Source organism: Ureibacillus sp. FSL W7-1570 (assembly GCF_038593265.1).
Taxonomy (GTDB): domain Bacteria; phylum Bacillota; class Bacilli; order Bacillales_A; family Planococcaceae; genus Ureibacillus; species Ureibacillus suwonensis.
This window is the reverse complement of sequence record NZ_CP151979.1, coordinates 3,184,947-3,202,914: the sequence shown is the minus strand read 5'-3', so window position 1 is coordinate 3,202,914 and position 17,968 is coordinate 3,184,947. Positions and strand designations below refer to the sequence as shown.

The window sequence follows — 17,968 nt, the reverse complement described above, 5'->3', positions numbered from 1 at the left end:
GCCCCTTTTTTTATAGCCTTTCTTTATAAATCAATTTTTTGCAGCCACAGTTCCTCCAAATGTCCGCAATAATGATCCCTTAATAATTGTTGCACTTCCCCCGCCGCCAATATTCTTCCTTCATGCAAAATAATGACGTCATCAGCCAACTGTTCCGCGAAAGCCAACATATGGGTTGAAAACAATACCGTTGCCCCCCGATTCCGTTCTTGGGCCATCATATCTTTCAATTGTGCAATCCAATAGGGATCAAGACCGTTCGTAGGCTCATCCATGATGATCAGCCCATCCCCTCCAATGAGACTCTGGGCCAGATTTAGGCGCTGGCGCATTCCCTTTGAAAAGGAAGAGACTTTCTGCTTTTTCACTTCAAAAAGTCCGACCTTTTTTAATATTTCATCTTGTTCCCCTTTTCCAACCTTTTTTAGTGAACCCAGGAGTCCCAGCACTTCTTGCGCCGTCAGCGTGGAAGGAAAATCCACATCATCCGGCATATAACGCACAAAGTCATCCTGATGCCAAATCAGTTCCCCATTCGTCGGCTTCTCCTGCTTTGTCAGCAGGCGAATCAGCGTGCTTTTCCCCGCACCGTTGCCTCCCGCGAGAGCGACGATGCGGCCTTTTCTAATGGTGAAATTGGCATCATGGATTCCCCGATTGTTCTTATAAATTTTCTGCAAATTTTTCGCTTCAACGATCATTTTTCAACACCAAGTTTCTTTAATTTGATGGTTGCCACAATGAGTGGAAGTGCAATCCATAACAACGTCACTGCCACAAACACTATTGTTCCAAACGCCGACTCATAAAAGGCGATCAAATCATAATAAGTCGGACCAAGAACCGCCGTCTGATGGGAAAGGAGGAAATATCCAAACCGCAGCCAATCTGCCGGATTGATATGCAGCATGACAATCGTGAGTTTTTGCAACACATGTCCAGGAACAACCGTGCCGACAGCCATAACCAAATATGATAGAAGCAATAATAACAATGCCCACACAACAAGGGAAATGGCAAGGGCATGCAGGCGGTTTTTCGCCAAACTTCCGAGCAATATGGCAATCGATGAGAAAATGAAAATCAAACCGAAAGCGATGATCAACAATTCAAAAGGAACTTTGACGCCGCCGAATAACCCTCCAAGGGTAAAAACCACCCCAAGGGCCAATAGGACTATAAATATGAAGGAACCGATCAGCGCAATAAATTTCCCCAATACATATTGGACAATTTTCATCGGATAGGTTTTCAATAAAGAAAACCAGCCGGATTCCACATCCCCCGCCACACTCATTCCTCCAATGGTGAGCGTGAACAGCGGCAATAAAAACAATAGCAAATTCAAAAAAGATGCCGTTTGTCTCGTAAATCCTTCAATATCCGGCAGTGCCAGCTGCTGAATCATGACGATGGCGACAAAAACGAAAATGAAGAGGATGGCCACCAGTTGCAGCCATCTGCTGCGGAGCATTTGTTTCCATTCCAATAAAATGAATTTGCCCAGCATCAGAAATGGATTCCCCATTGAAAATCGTCCAATTGTTCAAAGGAATACACTTCGCCTTCACCGTTCTCTTCCATGTATTGTTCCGCAGCATCTTTGGAAGGGAAGGCGAGCACGCCATAATTCATCGGTGTCCAATAGTCTTTGGAATAAACATAGGTTGCATCTTCCACAGGAAGCCATTCGTTGCCGTCAGCACTTTTTATATAAGCGGCACCCACTTCCGATTCCTCGACATCTTTCATAAATTCCACCAAACATCCCAAATCATCGAACACTTCATAATCCCCGTTTTTAAAGATCAGTTCCGCCGCATAATCTTCATGGGCAATCCCCATGTTGCACACTTTGCAAATATCCGTTTCCACATTGATTTCTTTCGGCTCATAGGCTTTTTCCGAGCAGCCGACTAAAAACAAGCTCAATGATAGAATGAAAATAAACGTTTTCCATTTCATATTAGGACACTCCTTCTCCAAATAGCGATGCATCCGATTGTAAGAATCAATCCAATGATGAGTTGAGGCAAATGGAATTGAAAATGGAAGGCTTTGTCCCTTTCAAATTGGGTTGCCGGTGTTTCATCCACCAACAGCTGTTTGGCGGTTTTATTGGTTTGTTGATCGATTTGATTCAATAAAACCACGCTCGGCGCTTCCACATAATATTGGTACACCGGTTTTCTCACCATCCACTGGCCAAAGCTTTGCAATGCCACATAGGACTCGTCCCCGATTCCATCATCGTCGATATCAATCCCTGCATAGTCATCGTAATAATTTTCCTGCAGCTGAATGCCTTTCACATCTGAACGGACATTCACCAAATTCCCTACAAAATAGTTTTTGACAACCTGGTTCGTGCCCGATTGAATGGATTCAATCGCCGTTTGATTCATTTGAAAAATATTGTCGGAAATCGTGACTCCATCGGATTTTTGAATGGAAAGGGCAACCCGGTTTCCTGAAACGGTATGTTTTTGTATTTCGATATTCTTGACCTCATATAGGGTGATTCCCGTCCCGTTAAACCCATTTTGATAGGAAATATCGTTATTGAATAGGCTTACATTTTCCGTCATCATGATCATAAAACCTGTCACATTTTTCCGGAACTTGTTTTCTGATGCTTCAGCATCTTCACTATACATAAAATGGGTTCCGTACCGGCTGTTTTCCACTCTATTGCCTTTTACGGTGATTCCCTTTGCGTTTTCAATGTAAATTCCGTCCTGCACTTTGGAAATTTTATTATGTTTGATGGACAGGTCGTAACTGTCATAGATGGCGATGCCGTTTCGTTTATTGGCAAAATCTTGATCATTACCCGTAACGGCAACTTGCCGGATATCGATTTGTTTGGAATTGTAGATTTCGACCCCGCTGTATACATGGTTCATTGATACGTTTGAGAGCTGAACATTTTCCGAATTTTTAATGAGAATCCCTGTTCCGGATGTGCGCAATTGCAAATTTTGAATGGACACATCCTTTGCCCCCGTAACCGCAATGACCGGTTCTTCTGGATTTTTGGGAAGAAGGATGACTTTCTCATCCCCAATCAATGTAATCCCCTTGGATATGGATACATTCCCTTCATATGTACCTGCCGGAAGATGAATCGTTGCCCCTTCCCCGGCATCATCGATGATTTGCTGCAAATCCATGTTGGCGTCCGCTTCATGGACAAAGGCTACAAAGCAAATCAAGAATACGAGGTGGCTTATTATATAACGCACGCTGATCAACTACTTTCAAACGGTATTGGGCCTTCCAGAAAACTCTAAAGACGGCCTTCACAATTTTTACTTTAGTTCTTTTTTCAATGATTTTTCAAGATGGATTTCATTAATGGTTATATCCATCGTGTGACATATTTTGCATGTTTTGCATATTTCCTTGTTGTTGCTGTTGTTGTTGTTCCGCTTGTTTTTTCAATTTAGCTTCGCGTCTTTCTTTTGCTTCTTGTTTTACGACATCAAGCGCTGTGATTTTGTAGCTAGGGTTATCTGCGATGAATTGATCTGCATCTTCTTTGTTTTTAAAGAATACGTAACCCCAGTTCATTGGAGATTTTAAATCTGTTTTTACGATCGTTGCATCATCCACAAGTACCCATTCCAATGTATTGTAATCACGCACATATTTTTGGTTCTTTTCATTGTGCGCCAACTCCGCGTTCAATAAGCAGCCGATATCATCATAGAAAGCAATCGTGCCATCTTCTTTGATCGCTTGACCGCTGAATTTTCCTAAATCATCTGTCACTTCATAAACTTTCATATTACACATTTCACATTTCGTATCGGCAGTCGGTTCTTCAAGGCGTGCATCCGGTTTGGATACGGTAACTTTCTCATCTTGTTTGTCTTTGCTTACTTCCGTTTGTTTTGTGTCGTCATTTGCATTTTTTGAATCGTTACTTGCGTCATCCGATTGTCCACAAGCAGCCAATGTGAACAAGGCGAGCAACATCATGAGTGTCAATAATTTCTTCATTCTGATAAGACTCCTTCCAAAATATTACTAGTATAAGTTCTACGCCTATTACTTTACTAAGAAGTTGTGAAAAAAGATGAAAGTGTCTGTTAAAAAAATGAGAAATAAAATTGGCAATTTTGTTGCATGCCCGTTTCATTCCAAACAAAAAGAGCGAACCGGAAAACTCAACGTTTTCCCAATTCGCTCTGCATTTACAATCAAACGAGGTGTCGGAAATGCCTTTTTCGCGCTTATATTTTAACCAAATTATATGATTCAATACATCCGTTTGATTACTGCAATCATCGGATTCCCAATGCCATTTTTGCGTAGCGGGACATCATATCTTTATTCCATGGCGGATTCCATACAATATTGACATCCACATCTTTGATTTCCGGAAGTTCGCTCAACACCGTTTTAATTTGATCCACAATGATTGGACCAAGCGGACAGCCCAATGAAGTCAGTGTCATGGTAATTTTGCATACACCTTCATCATCCATATCCACATCATATACCAAACCGAGATTGACAATATCGATTCCCAATTCAGGGTCAATGACGTTTTCCAAAGCACCAAGAATACTTTCTTTCATATCCGCATCCATTGCCATCAGCCATCGCTCCTTTCAATCCGAAAATGATAACTGTTCTCAATCATCATACTATACTAAAAATCAAAATACAAAAGTTTCGTCTTCTGTCAAATGTTTCGCAAGGAATTCTGTCACTTTCAGCATCCCTTCCCGATTCACTTTATGCCCCTGGTTTTCATCAATGATCAATTGCAAATGTTCCGGCTGTTGATAGTATGGACGGGCCTGTTCATAAAAATGTACCGCGTTTTCCATAGGAACGGTCACATCTTTTTTTCCATGCCAGAATATCACAGGGCGATTGTTTAATCGTTCCGGCGTTTTTGATATATCATATTCAGAAAGAGCGGTATGTATCTGTTCGATTTGCTCATCGCTCAAAGGAAGCGGAATCCCCGCTTTTTCAAACTCCGCCAGCTGATAATCCGCAAAGGCGTTGTATCCCGGTGCACCCATGCAAATGCCGGCCGCATCAATCCAATCATATTTCTTCAAACAGCCGCATGTTGTAATTCCGCCCATGCTTGTTCCTGCAATACCCAATTTTTTCGGTTGGAAACGGGACCGGATTTCATTGTATAACTCCCCAACCTCATGTATAGAATTCAATACGATGTTCCAAAATTGCAAATTCATTTTTTCTTCGGATAATCCCTCGCATCTGTCGCCATGCAATAGGGCATCCGGCAAAATCACGCGAACCCCTTTTTTCACTAGTTGATAGGCATAATGTAAGTTGTGTTCTTTCGCACTTGTAAATCCATGTAAAAAAATGAGAACGGGTGAACATTCATTCATTTCTTCATTATAAAAATGAATCAGCGGAATATCCTGCCATAATTCTTCATCTATTAACATTAACGCTTCACTCCTCAACAACTCTCTCTAATCAATTATGTTACCAAAAATTATAACTGGTGACAAAATTTTGACGAACTCCAATCGTCGCGATAAAATCGTAAAGACAGAAAGGGGACTTTCCATGAAACAACATCTAATTGTTTTGGACCTGGATGGCACTCTATTGACGGACAATCATACCATTTCGCCTAAAACAAAACAAACCTTGATGAAGGCGAAAGAAGCCGGCCATCTAATCATGATCGCCACAGGAAGACCATTCCGGGCGAGCAATATTTATTATCAGGAATTGGGATTAACCACTCCGATTGTCAATTTCAACGGAGCTTATATACATCATCCAAAAAATCCGTCTTGGCAGGCCATCCACTCCCCCATCGATATGCGGGTGGTGCACGACGTCATAGATTCAGTGGATAAATACCAGTATGAAAACTTAATTGCCGAAGTCATTGATGATGTGTATATACATGTGGAAGATCCGACGATGATGAACATTTTCAAAATGGGGGATCCTAAAGTGACCATCGGAAATTTGCGCGGCAACTTGAATGAAAATCCAACAAGTTTGCTCATCCACGCCAATGAAAACAACGTGCCTTTGATCCGCCGGCATTTGCAGGAGGTGCATGCGGAACTCATTGAACATCGGCGCTGGGGAGCACCTTTCAATATTATCGAAGTGGTGCGGAAAGGATTAAATAAAGCGGTCGGCGTTTCCCTCATTGCAAAAGATTTGGGCATCCCAAGGGACCGCATCATCGCCTTTGGGGATGAAGACAACGACTTGGAAATGATCGAATATGCCGGCATCGGGGTTGCAATGGGCAACGGCATCAACGAATTAAAAAGCATCGCCAACGAAGTGACCGGAACAAACAATGAAGATGGCATTGCAAATTTCTTATCAGAAAGATTAAAATTATCATAACATGATTCCATCATGAGGCACCCTTCCTTACCAATTTTTGAGAAGGGTGTAATAATTTTATAAAGGATGGAAAGGAGAGTAAAATGATTCTATTCACAGATAGCGCGAGCGATTTGCCAAAAGCTTATTATGATGAGCATAATGTGGTCTTTTTCCCGCTGAGAGTCCACCTCAATGATACAGAATATGATGATGTCATCGGCATTGATCCAAAAGAAGTTTACGATGAAATGAGAAAAGGCGCTGCACCAAAAACTTCACAAGTATCGCCTGAAATGTTCTACAATACCTTCGAAAAATACGCCCAAAGCGGTGAAGAAGGGGTTTATATCAGCTTTTCTTCCCAACTGTCCGGCACTTACAACACGGCTGTCATGATTGCCGAACAATTGCAGGAAAAGTATCCGGATTTCAAATTAAAAATCATTGATACGAAATGCGCTTCCCTTGGACAAGGCCTTGTTGTGAAAAAAGCCGTAGAATTGAGAGATGCTGGAGTCCCTTTCGATGAGCTCGTTGAAAAAGTGGAACATTACGCAAAACATATGCAACATATTTTCACCGTGGAAAATCTGGATTATTTGGCAAGAGGAGGGCGCATTTCAAAATCAAGCGCGTTTTTCGGCGGCTTATTGAGCATCAAGCCCATCCTGCATGTGGAGGACGGGAAGCTCATTCCCCTTGAAAAAATAAGAGGAAGAAAAAAAGCCCTTGCCCGGATGGTTGACATCATGGCGGAACGCGGCGGAGATTTTTCGGATAAAATCGTCGGAATCTCCCACGGGGATGATTTGGACACGGTGGAAGAAGTGAAAAAGTTGATTGAAGACAAGCTCCGTCCGAAAGGCTTTGATGTCACGATGGTGGGCGCTGTGATTGGTTCCCATTCCGGCCCTGGCACATTGGCGATCTTCTTTACGGATAAAGATTATCAGGAATAAATGTTTAAAGCACCTTCCCTGATTGACGAAGGTGCTTTTGATTTTGTGCTATATTCAACAATATCCACGCTGAATGTGTCCATATCGACCATTTTTGTGACAATATCCTCTGATTTTGTGGACATCATGACCGTTGTCCATTATTTACTCTTGATCGGCTCCTTCGCCAACAGCTCGATTTCATGCAATTCAGTAGGATTTTCAAAATCGATGCTGTAATTTTTCACCCGCTTGTTCACCGGAACGATTTCATAGCTGAACTGAAGGGGAATCACCGGCGCTTTTTCCGCCATATATTGCTGCCAAATGCGGAACTGCTCCGCGCGGTAAGATTGGTCAAAGGCTTCCGGTGAATCGATTTTTTGGATCGTTTCTTCTAAAAACTCAGAAGTAAACCGGCTAAAATTAAAGGCATCGGATTTGCCGTACAATCCGGATGGCGAAGGGTTTGTCCCCGTTCCCCATGCCGCCATAAAGACATGGATTTCCGGATCATCGGCCTCCACTTTATCGTAAAAAGCATTCACTTCAATCGGCCTTCCTGTTGTTAAAGTGACGTTCAAACCGACATCCCGCCAGTTTTGCAAATAGTAAGCGGCAATTTCATCCTGGATCGTATCCCCCGCCATTGTGGCAAATTTGATTTCCAGCTTATTCCCTTTTGGATCTTCCCGGAAACCGTCTCCATCAATATCGATGTAGCCTGCTTTGTCCAAAATCTTTTTTGCCTTTTCGGGATTATACGTATATCCTTTCAAGGTTGCATCATGGTAGGTTTTAAAGGCTGGCGGAATCAATGAATTGGCCCGTTGCCTGAAATTGAAAAAAAGCACTTCGCTAACCGCTTCCACGTCCAACGCGTACCCCATCGCCTGCCGTAAAGCCTGATCCCCCACCGGCGTCGAATTTAAATCGGTCACCACTTCCCGCTTTTTCGGATCCCATTTTCCCAGCTTGAATCCCAGGTAAGAATAATATAATTCCGGACGCCCCAAAATCTCGATGTTGTCATATTTTTGGATTTCTGGCCATTTGGTTGCGGTGAATCCCGACACAATATCATACTTTCCGGAGCCGATCGCGACAGATACGGAACTGGATGGAACAACTTCCACAAAGACGCCGTCCAGCTTCGGTTCGCCTTTCCAATAGTACGGATTTTTCACGAATTGCACCGATTCGCCGGGAACGATTTTATGAAATTTGAATGGCCCGAGGGTCACGGGGTTTTTCCGCACGGCGTCGCTTTCAATCAGCTTCTTTACAGGAATGCCTTTCAGCTGGTGGCTGGGCGCCGCATAGGTCCATAAACCGTCCCCGCCGGAAAATATGGCAGGCGACAACTTTTTGAACCGGATTTCCAATGTGCGCTCATCAATTTTCCGGATGCCGGAGATGGTTTTCGCTTTTCCTTCGTGATATTCTTCCACCCCGATGATATTCTTGAATTCCGTATCATAGCGGACGCCCGTATAATCCGGATGGGCAATGATTTCATAAGGCAGAATCAAATCTTCTATTTTCAGCGGCTCCCCATCGGACCACCGGACACCTTCCCGGATGGTGATGGTCACTTTATTCTCCTTTTGGTTCACATCCATGGAAGCGATGCCTTCATCATTGATCAAAAAATCGCCGTCCATTTCAAAAATGGCGTTTGAGGCATAGCTCATAATCGCGCCATCATAGCGGTTTTCATATAGTTCCGCCAAAAACACCCCTTGGAAAGGTTCATCTTTGACAATCCCTACTTTTAAGATGCCTCCTTTGATGGGTGTCCCTTCATTTGTGACGGAAGTTGGGAGCGTCACGTTTTTTGAAAAGGCATTTGAACCCGTCAGTGCTGTGATCAGTAAGACTGCGATGCAGAGTGAAATGATTCGTCTCATGATGTCCTCCCTTGATGCTGTTATATTCCATTAGCCCAACCGCTGCTTCACATCCACGGATCTCCTTAATGCTTGGCCGATATAGTTGATGGCGAGCATCATGAATAATATCAATAGGGATGCCGGAAGCCATACCCACCAATATTGTTGCAACACGGCCGGATTGTTCGCATAGCTCACCAATGTGCCCAATGAAGGGGTGGTTGGCGGCAGACCGAATCCCAAATAAGAAAGACCCGTTTCAATCCCCACGTTTCCCGCAAAGTTCAACGTCATCTCGACAATCAACAAAGAACTTAAATTTGGCGCCACTTCCCTCCGGATGATGGCAAAATCGCCCGTTCCCAACGTTTTTGATGCGCTCACATAATCCCTTTTGCTTTCGGACAACGCCTTTGAACGGACAAGCCTCGCCGTCCCTGTCCATAAAAACAGGCTCATAATCAAAATGAACGTTGTGACCGAATACTTTGGCACAAGGGTCACAAAAACGATGATGAACAATAATGAAGGAATCGTAACGAAGAAATCGATGATCCTCATGATGATATAATCGACCCAGCCGCCGAAATAACCGCAAATGAGCCCCACAACAATCCCGATCAAACCGGTGATCAGCGTGATGGCAAGGGCGATGAAAATGGAGTTTCTGGCCCCGATGATGAGCTGCCCTAAAATATCTTTGCCGCCCTGGTCCGCACCCAACAAATACTTTTCCCCCGGCGGACTGTAACGGTCATACAAATTGATGCGCATCAACTGCTCCTGATCGATGAAGAGAGAGGCAATAAAAACAAATAGAATGAAGAATACTAATAACATGAATGAAGTCATCGCGATACGATCCTTCTGAAACTCCCGAAATACCACCTGCATGCCTCGGGCGCGCCCTTTTTTGCGATATCGTTTCTTCTTACGTCTCATTGTTCCACCATCCCCTCCTCTCTATTCAATACGAATGCGGGGGTCCACAATGCTTAAAATGATGTCGGAAAGCAGACTTCCAAGCAAAGTCAAAAATCCGTAGAGCATGACCAAAGCGCAAATGACGCTGTAATCCCTTGAAGCGATGGAACTGACAAACAACTGTCCCATCCCCGGATAGCCGAAGATCGTTTCAATAAAAATGGAGCCGCCCAAAAGCCCGGTGATGGTAAACCCCAAAAAAGCGGCAATCGGAATAAAAGAATTTCTAAAAATATGCTTCGTATAGATTTTTCTCATCGGTACCCCTTTGCTTCTTGCGGTTCGTACATAATCCATCGTTTTGGCATCGATAATTTCCGAACGCAAATACTGGATCACCCCGGTTGTCCCTAAAATGGCATAGGTGATTGCCGGCAGAAGGATGTGGTAGAATCGGTTCCATATGTACTGGATGGTTCCTGGTTCCACTTCAATGTCCACGCTTCCGCCCGTCGGAAACCATTGCAATTTGTAGCCGAAAATATATAAAAACAATAAGGAGAGCACAAAAGTCGGAATGGCATAAGTGATGAAACTGTAGAACACGATGGTTTTATCCAACCTCGATTGTTGGTACCTTCCCGCCAAAATCCCCAATGGAATGGCGATCAGATACAATAAAATGACGCTGACAAAAGACAGCCAAAAAGTGTTCAACGCCCGCTCTCCAATGAGGGAAGCCACATCCCGCTGAAAGGTGTAGCTCTTGCCGAAATCCCCCTGCAGCGCATTTTTCACCCACCGGATGTATTGCACCGGCAACGGATCGTTCAATCCCAATTCTTCCTTCAATTCTTCAATCCGCGCAGGATCCGTTTCCGGCGTAATCATGCCAGTGAACGGGTCCCCCGGCATCATCTTCGCCATCCCAAACACGAGGATGCTCAGTGCAATCAATTGGGGAATCATCAGGAGGAGACGCCTTATAATCGTTTTCCACATTGTCCCGACCTCCCTTGAATATGAAATTCCATACTCATACAATTTCTTTTTTGCTTGAAGCGGAAACGTAATGGGTATCCGAAAGGGGAATCAGGTCATACACTCGTCCATTTTCATCAAAGGCTTTATGGATATGCTTTTCATACACTTTTTCAAAGGCTTGTCGGGCGGATTTCCGTTTTTCCCTTCCGACCGGTGTTGATGCCGGTATGGATGAAAGTAGCCGTTTGGTGTATAGATGTTTCGGATTTTCGTATATATCCTCCTTCGTGCCGCATTCCACAAACCTTCCTTTATACATGATGTAAATATAGTCGCACATATGCTTTACGACCCCTAAATCGTGGGAGATGAACAAATAGGTCAATCCGAATTCCTTCTGCACATCTTTCATAAAATTTAACACTTGTGCTTGTACGGATAGATCAAGGGCGGAAACCGGCTCATCGGCAATGATCAGTTTCGGGTTCGTGGCAAGGGCCCGTGCGATATTGATGCGCTGCTTTTGCCCTCCTGAAAATTCGTGCGGGTATTTCTCTTTCGAATCGGCGGGCATCCCCACAATTTCAAGGAGTTCATCGATTTTCTTCATTTCTTCCCTTGGCGGCAAATGCAAAAAATTCCGGATCGGTTCTGCAAGGATATCCGCGATCCGTTTTCTCGGATTTAAGCTGGAATGGGAATCCTGGAAAATCATCTGCACTTCCCGGTGAAAATGGGAGGTGCGCGATTTCCGATCCTTCGTCACATCTTCCCCTTCAAAAAGGATTTTTCCTGATGTAATTTTCTCAAGGCCGATCAGCGCTTTTCCCGTCGTCGACTTCCCGCAGCCCGACTCCCCCACAAGCCCGTACGTTTTTCCCTGTTCAAACTCCATATCAATCCCGTCCACCGCATACACCCAATCGATGACGGAATTAAAAAATCCCCCACGGATCGGATAATGCACTTTTAAATCAACGACTTGCATGAAGCTCAATCAGCTTCCCCCTTTTCATCACGGAAACGGAAATACTTCCAGCACGTACATTTGACGAAATGGTCCTTTGAAATTTTGTGAAACTTCGGCTGTTCTTCATGGGCTTCTTTTGGAATCCATGGAATGCGATGGGAAAATCTGCATCCGCTTCTCGGCAAATTGATCAAAGAGGGTACGATTCCTTCAATGACATGGAGGCGTTTCTTTGTGGAGTGAAGTTGCGGCATGGAGTGGAATAATAATCTTGTATATGGATGTCTCGGATTGGAGAACAACTTCTGCACCGGCGCTTCTTCAATGATTTCTCCCGCATACATCACCATCACCCGGTCGGCCATTTCCGCAACCACCCCCAAATCATGGGTGATTAAAATAATGCCTGCACCGGTTTCTTTTTGCAGCTCCTTCAACAAATCCAATATTTGTGCCTGAATCGTGACATCCAAAGCAGTTGTCGGTTCATCGGCAATGATGATTTTCGGTTTGCAAGAGATGGCGATCGCAATCATCACCCGCTGCCGCATTCCCCCGGACAGCTGGTGGGGAAATTGTCTGGCCGTCTGTTCCGGCCGATGGATGCCGACTTGCTTCAACAATTGCAAAACTCTCTCTTCCCGTTCCACTTTTGACAATTCCGTATGATAGGTCAACGCTTCTTCGATTTGATCGCCAATTCGCATCAACGGATTCAAAGCGGACAAAGGATCCTGGAAAATCATCGCGATTTCCGCCCCACGGATATGGTCCATTTCCTCTTCGGACAATTCCAACAGATTGCGCTCCCCGTAAAGGATTTCTCCCGTCACCCGCACATTCCGCCCGTGATGGAGCCCGATGATGGAAGTGGCCAGGGTGCTTTTCCCGCAGCCAGACTCCCCGACGATGGCAAGAATTTCGTTGTTTTTTAACGTGAAGGAAACCCCATCCACCGCATCGTAAAATGCGTCATTTATCCGGAATCCGACATGCAAATTTCGGACGGCCAACAAGTCCATTGGGAAATTCCCCTTTCCCTTGCAATCGATGTTAATGAATTGTATGAATCGAAGTGGAAAATCATTAACTTGGGCAACCGGTTACAAGGGGAAAATTGAATGGCCATCCCCCTAAACACACCAGATTTTTCCACCCTAATACAAAAGCATCTTTTCCGGAAAAAATAAAACAGCGAAAACCCAACCATTTGGATTTCGCTGTTTTATTTCATTTCAATTATTCCGCTTTAGAGCGTTGACGTTTTCCCCGTTTGATCAATGCCACGACAAAGGCGATGAAAATAATATAAACAAATGCCAATGCGATGATATATGAAATATTGATGCCTTGTTCATCAATCACTTGATAAATTTCAACAACTTCCCGATCCTGGACAATTCTGAAAATGCCGTCATCGCCTTCGCGGAATATTTCACCTTCCAAAGTTCCTCGGATTTCTTTATTCTCGCCGACCAGCTCTTTTGGAATTTCAATTTTCTTTCTTTCGCTTGTATTGTTGATGACGACGATCCAATTTTCTTTATCGGATTTGCGTTGGAAAACGATTAATCCACTGTCGTTCTGAATGAGATTAAACTCCCCTTTGCGGAGGGTTTCCGATTGATTTCTCAATGTTTGAATATCTTCAATATAACCTTTCAGTTCTGTATCCGTTTTAAAATTATAAAGTTGGTGCGCTTCCGGACCCGCCTTTCCGTTCATGGCGATTTCCGTACCATACTGCATGACAGGTACCCCCGGCAAAAGCAAAGCCGCACCCAATACCATTTTCAACCGTGTCGGAGGATAAATTTCAGCAGTATATAAAAAGCGGTCCGAATTGATATGATCGATCATGATTTGCGCAGGGATGTCCGTTTCCCCCTTGGCGAACGCATTGAAATATTTCATTAAATCCGCCGTATCTTCATCCACATTTTTGAATGCATAACGGAAAATATCGCTCACTTCATTGAAATATTCCGCATCAAAATGTGCATCGCTTTCACTGTTGGAAATCACATAAATCGACTCATCGATGGATTTGATGGCATCAATCATTTCGTTCAAAAAGTCTGTATCCGCATCTTCCATATTGGTTAAGCGGACACCATCCAACCCGTATGTGGAAATGAAATCAACAACCGCATCAATCAATGCCTGTTGCACTTCTTCATTATCCAAATCCCAGCGAACTTTTCCATCCGCTTTCTCCAAAATCCAGGAAGCTTTGGATGGATCCTTCGCCCACTCATGATTTTCGCTCACATTGGAAAGCGGGAAATCCACCATGACGGACATGTCATTGTCTTTCACGAATTGGATCAACTTCTTGAATTCATCTTCCGTGCCAAAGTTTGGCTCTATTTCACGGTAGCTTGTCACTGATGAACCATTATAAGTTTCCGTTGCAAAGACCGGTCCAAGGGAAAGGATGGAAAATCCCATATCTTTGATTTGGGAAAATTTATCTATGATTCCTTGGAAATCCCCTCCGGCAAACTTCTCTACATCTTTCGGATCGGTTTTTGAGCTGTCATCATTGCTGTTCGTGGCGTTAAAATACCGGTCAACCAATACATCGTATATACTTTCATCAGCAATTGAGCGCTTCTCTTCCGCGCTTGCTACTGGCGTCAATAAACTTGCGGACAATAATGTAGCCATTGCTGTCGTTTGAATCCATTTCTTGAGTTTCAAAATAATCCCTCTCCTTTAAAACCAATCAACGACATTTTACCAAAAATGTGGACACTGCTCTCCATAATTAAGAAAAGTTTTATCAATTCCGCTTGTATATTTGACGAAATTGTGACAAATAATCACGGCCATTTCCCGTGCCCGCCTTGCTCTTCCTCCAATTCATCCCATTCTTCCTTCCGGGTATGCACCGGGTTTTGCAAAAAAGCGAAAACAAGGAAAAATATCATCAGACAAGCGGTGAATACAAGCATGAAAATTGAAATCATCATCCATTCCCCTTCATTTTCTCAGTTGAATTCATTTTAGAGGAATTGAGAAAGAATTTCTATTACTTCCGCTCCATTTCTTGCGCAACGACCAAAGATTCCAATAAAAAACGCAAAGTACGAATCCTTGTACTTTGCGAATCGCAATCATTTAAGCTAAGAAGTTCATACCCATCGGCAATTTGAATCCGTAGAATAATGTCAAAAATAAGAAAATGACAAACAGAATCCAAAATGCAGTCGCTGATTTCCCTTTGGATTGGCGGACAAGCACCATTTCCATCATACTGATCACCAAAATGCCCAAAATGAGCTTAATGCCATAGTTCATGCCTTGGCCGTAATCCATCGCTTCAATAAATAAAGCGCCGCCCGTGATAATGATTAAAATATAGAATAGACGCAATGCCATATGTAACCCTTTATTCGGTTTGATGGCCCCAATAAGGAACAAGATGATTCCGATAAACCATGTTGTAATGTGTAAATGTGTCGAGCTAGTCAAAAAATCCATTAATTCCCCCACCTCTTGTTCATTTTTCATTCATTGTCCATGCTATCATGGGATTTAGTTTAATTCAAATATAATAACCTTTATTACTTGGAAGTCATTTTAATATATAGAAAAAAGAACCCGCAAGTTTTTTGCATTTTATTGCAAATATTTACGGGTTCTTCCATTCATTTTAGCGAAATTCAAAGGTTTTTATTCAAAACGGTTTGTCAATGTACCGATTCCTTCAATGGAGATTCTCACGACATCCCCGGATTTTAAGAACTGTGGAGGATTCATGCCTTTCCCGACCCCTTTAGGCGTTCCCGTCAAAATGACATCGCCGGGCTCCAACGTTACATGATGGGAGATGATGGAAATCAATCGATCGATCGGGAACATCATATCTGCGGTATTTCCGTTTTGCCGCACTTCCCCATTCACCTTTGTCACGATCGTCAAATTTTGAGGATTTGGAATTTCATCTTTCGTCACAATGTAAGGGCCCATCGGACAAGTGGCATCCAAACTTTTGCCCAAGAAATATTGTTGATGGCGCTCTTGAACATCACGGGCTGTTAGATCATTGGCGATCGTATAGCCGAAAATATAATCATAGGCCAAATTGACAGGAATGTTTCTGCCAACTTTTCCGATGATCACCGCCAGCTCCCCTTCGTAGTCAAGGGAGTCGGTTTTGTCCGCATGGATGGACAGCACTTGATTGTCAGCCGCAATCGCTGTCGGAGATTTTGTGAAAATGACCAAATCGGACGGAGCAGCTTCTCCTCCCATTTCCTTTGCATGTTCATCATAGTTTTTCGCCACACAAATAATATTTTTTGGGGTTCTTGGGATCGGCGACAACCATTCAATCTCGCTGAAAGATAATTTGAACTTATCCGGTTTGTCCGATTTTTCCGCTACTTCCACCAATCTGCGGATCTTCTCAACAAAATCATACCCCAATGCAACGCCTTCAATAATCGTTTGCGGGAAGGATGGGAACACTTCAAGGGATTCCTGGATCGCCAATACATCCCAAACGGCTTCTTCTTTTTTTACTTTTGGACCAAATTTCAATTGATTATTGAATTTAAAGGATAGAATCTTCATCAGTAATAGCCCCTTTTCATTTTCACAAATTATTTCTGATATTAATAACAATATTACATGAAAAAAACCGTTATTGCTCCATTTTCTTTAACGTTTTTCCGTACGTCATCCGTTTGACCAGGTATTCCAGCGGACCTTGCCGGAACTTGATGAACCATAGCTCGGCAAAGGCGGCTTGAATCACATAAATGCTGATGGCAATCACTATTCCCATCAAGACATCCACTTTGCCGTAAAGGCCGAAACCGTAATTGTAGAACAACAACGTACAAATGACGGACTGCATGAGATAAAGGGTCAAGGACATGCGGCCCGCTTTGGCGATCGGGCTTAACAGCTTCGGAAGGAATGGGATGAGGCAAAGGAGCACAATGGCTGATGCATATCCGATTGCGACAATCGGTCCTCCCATATAAACCCGGACATATTCCCATAAGTAAGTCCGCGTTGTATGGAATGGATAGCTTTTTAAAAACAGCCCCCCCGCAATGCAAACAATGGCAAGGATAATCCATCTCCCTTTCAACTCTTTTGCCCTTTCCACCAGGCGCCATTTTGCCGCTGCCGCTCCGACCAACATATATGGAAGGATTGTAAACATGGCACTGATCCACATTGACGGAGACATTTGGATCGCCAAATCATTTAGGCGCTGCATGAATGCATCTTTCCATGTCCCGATTCCGTAGGCAGTAATGGCATCTTCTATCGCACTTATATCGACAAACGTTTCATACTCATCATTGGCAATCTCCGCCATCGCATAAACGGAAATGATCAATGTATGGAAAAGTCCATTCAAAACCAATGCAATGGAAAGCATCCAGCCGCTATTCAATCTCAGCAGCAAAATCAGAAAAAAGCCGCAAACCGCATACATCGTAATGATGTCGCCCCACCAAAGGAGAAAGGCATGCAGCAAACCGATGATGAGCAGCACAAGGAGGCGCTTCAATGCAAACGGATAAAAATTCGTCCCCGTCCGTTCCGCTTTCATGTACTGCATCGCCAAGCCGTAGCCGAACAGCATGGAAAACAAAGGATAAAAGCTTCCTTGCACATATATATCAAGCAATTGATAGTTCAGTTGATCATGAATGTCCGTGAACCAACTGTTCAAATCATGGACATGGGGAAGCGGTTGGGAAAAGGCGAACATGTTGACAAGCAAAATGCCGAGCAGACTCACTCCCCGCATAATATCGAGGGTATGGATTCTTTCGTTTAACGTCGTTGGTTGAAACATTTCATTCGACCTCCTAAATACAATTAAACTACCATTTTCCTAAATAACTTACAAGAAAAATTGACGAATGATG

The 17,968-nt window shown here is 43.5% G+C and carries 19 protein-coding genes; 2 read left to right on the top strand and 17 right to left on the bottom strand.

All coding sequences use genetic code 11. The features are described from left to right. Positions 1-23: 23 nt before the first annotated feature. The 7 genes from NST13_RS15835 to NST13_RS15805 all read right to left on the bottom strand — a co-directional run bounded on the left by NST13_RS15835 (position 24) and on the right by NST13_RS15805 (position 5,444). Positions 24-701: an ABC transporter ATP-binding protein gene (locus tag NST13_RS15835; RefSeq protein WP_342581058.1), complete on the bottom strand. Its 678-nt coding sequence runs from the start codon at positions 699-701 to the stop codon at positions 24-26. Continuing rightward, positions 698-1,528 (bottom strand): ABC transporter permease subunit, encoded by an 831-nt coding sequence (locus NST13_RS15830; protein ID WP_342470098.1) that lies wholly within the window; start codon positions 1,526-1,528, stop codon positions 698-700. Before NST13_RS15830 ends, NST13_RS15835 begins: the two co-directional genes overlap by 4 nt. Further along, positions 1,510-1,965 (bottom strand): nitrous oxide reductase accessory protein NosL, encoded by a 456-nt coding sequence (locus NST13_RS15825; RefSeq protein WP_342470099.1) that lies wholly within the window; start codon positions 1,963-1,965, stop codon positions 1,510-1,512. Before NST13_RS15825 ends, NST13_RS15830 begins: the two co-directional genes overlap by 19 nt. After that, a complete protein-coding gene (locus NST13_RS15820; protein WP_342470100.1) occupies positions 1,962-3,245 on the bottom strand; it encodes a right-handed parallel beta-helix repeat-containing protein in 1,284 nt (427 codons plus the stop codon). The genes NST13_RS15825 and NST13_RS15820 overlap by 4 nt, the downstream gene beginning before the upstream one ends. A 109-nt stretch (positions 3,246-3,354) precedes the next feature. Further along, a complete protein-coding gene (locus NST13_RS15815; RefSeq protein WP_342581057.1) occupies positions 3,355-4,005 on the bottom strand; it encodes a nitrous oxide reductase accessory protein NosL in 651 nt (216 codons plus the stop codon). 284 nt (positions 4,006-4,289) lie between these two features. Next, entirely contained in the window at positions 4,290-4,598 is a 309-nt protein-coding gene (locus tag NST13_RS15810) for a metal-sulfur cluster assembly factor (RefSeq protein ID WP_340705477.1), read from the bottom strand. Between the two features lie 69 nt (positions 4,599-4,667). Continuing rightward, complete coding sequence (locus NST13_RS15805; RefSeq protein WP_342470102.1) at positions 4,668-5,444, bottom strand: prolyl oligopeptidase family serine peptidase; 777 nt, start codon at positions 5,442-5,444, stop codon at positions 4,668-4,670. A 124-nt stretch (positions 5,445-5,568) separates the two neighbouring features. Here NST13_RS15805 and NST13_RS15800 point away from each other — a divergent pair, with 124 nt between their 5' ends. Both NST13_RS15800 and NST13_RS15795 read left to right on the top strand, forming a co-directional pair. Further along, positions 5,569-6,378: a Cof-type HAD-IIB family hydrolase gene (locus NST13_RS15800; protein ID WP_340710253.1), complete on the top strand. Its 810-nt coding sequence runs from the start codon at positions 5,569-5,571 to the stop codon at positions 6,376-6,378. An 83-nt stretch (positions 6,379-6,461) separates the two neighbouring features. Then, the gene (locus NST13_RS15795) at positions 6,462-7,319 is read left to right on the top strand and encodes a DegV family protein (protein ID WP_342470103.1); all 858 of its coding nucleotides are present in this window, start codon (positions 6,462-6,464) and stop codon (positions 7,317-7,319) included. A gap of 140 nt (positions 7,320-7,459) precedes the next feature. On the opposite strand, the gene NST13_RS15790 is transcribed toward NST13_RS15795, so the two are convergent. From NST13_RS15790 to NST13_RS15745, 10 genes are all read right to left on the bottom strand, one after another. Further along, positions 7,460-9,208: an oligopeptide ABC transporter substrate-binding protein gene (locus tag NST13_RS15790; protein ID WP_342470105.1), complete on the bottom strand. Its 1,749-nt coding sequence runs from the start codon at positions 9,206-9,208 to the stop codon at positions 7,460-7,462. A 30-nt stretch (positions 9,209-9,238) separates the two neighbouring features. Next, positions 9,239-10,132, bottom strand: coding sequence for an ABC transporter permease (locus tag NST13_RS15785; protein WP_342470106.1), 894 nt, complete (start codon positions 10,130-10,132; stop codon positions 9,239-9,241). 21 nt (positions 10,133-10,153) lie between these two features. Then, positions 10,154-11,116 (bottom strand): oligopeptide ABC transporter permease, encoded by a 963-nt coding sequence (gene opp4B / locus NST13_RS15780; protein WP_342581056.1) that lies wholly within the window; start codon positions 11,114-11,116, stop codon positions 10,154-10,156. 34 nt (positions 11,117-11,150) lie between these two features. Continuing rightward, entirely contained in the window at positions 11,151-12,095 is a 945-nt protein-coding gene (locus NST13_RS15775; protein ID WP_342470108.1) for an ATP-binding cassette domain-containing protein, read from the bottom strand. After that, complete coding sequence (locus NST13_RS15770) at positions 12,092-13,090, bottom strand: ABC transporter ATP-binding protein (RefSeq protein ID WP_342581055.1); 999 nt, start codon at positions 13,088-13,090, stop codon at positions 12,092-12,094. Before NST13_RS15770 ends, NST13_RS15775 begins: the two co-directional genes overlap by 4 nt. A gap of 217 nt (positions 13,091-13,307) precedes the next feature. Beyond that, positions 13,308-14,771, bottom strand: coding sequence for an alpha-amylase family glycosyl hydrolase (locus tag NST13_RS15765; protein ID WP_342581054.1), 1,464 nt, complete (start codon positions 14,769-14,771; stop codon positions 13,308-13,310). 122 nt (positions 14,772-14,893) lie between these two features. Further along, complete coding sequence (locus tag NST13_RS15760) at positions 14,894-15,043, bottom strand: hypothetical protein (protein ID WP_342581053.1); 150 nt, start codon at positions 15,041-15,043, stop codon at positions 14,894-14,896. A gap of 148 nt (positions 15,044-15,191) precedes the next feature. Next, positions 15,192-15,554 carry a YisL family protein gene (locus tag NST13_RS15755; protein ID WP_342581052.1) on the bottom strand — a complete coding sequence of 121 codons (363 nt, stop codon included), beginning with the start codon at positions 15,552-15,554 and terminating at the stop codon, positions 15,192-15,194. A 192-nt stretch (positions 15,555-15,746) separates the two neighbouring features. After that, the gene (locus NST13_RS15750) at positions 15,747-16,649 is read right to left on the bottom strand and encodes a fumarylacetoacetate hydrolase family protein (protein WP_342470113.1); all 903 of its coding nucleotides are present in this window, start codon (positions 16,647-16,649) and stop codon (positions 15,747-15,749) included. Positions 16,650-16,719: 70 nt separating this feature from the next. Continuing rightward, complete coding sequence (locus NST13_RS15745; RefSeq protein WP_342581051.1) at positions 16,720-17,895, bottom strand: DUF418 domain-containing protein; 1,176 nt, start codon at positions 17,893-17,895, stop codon at positions 16,720-16,722. Positions 17,896-17,968 lie beyond the last annotated feature (73 nt).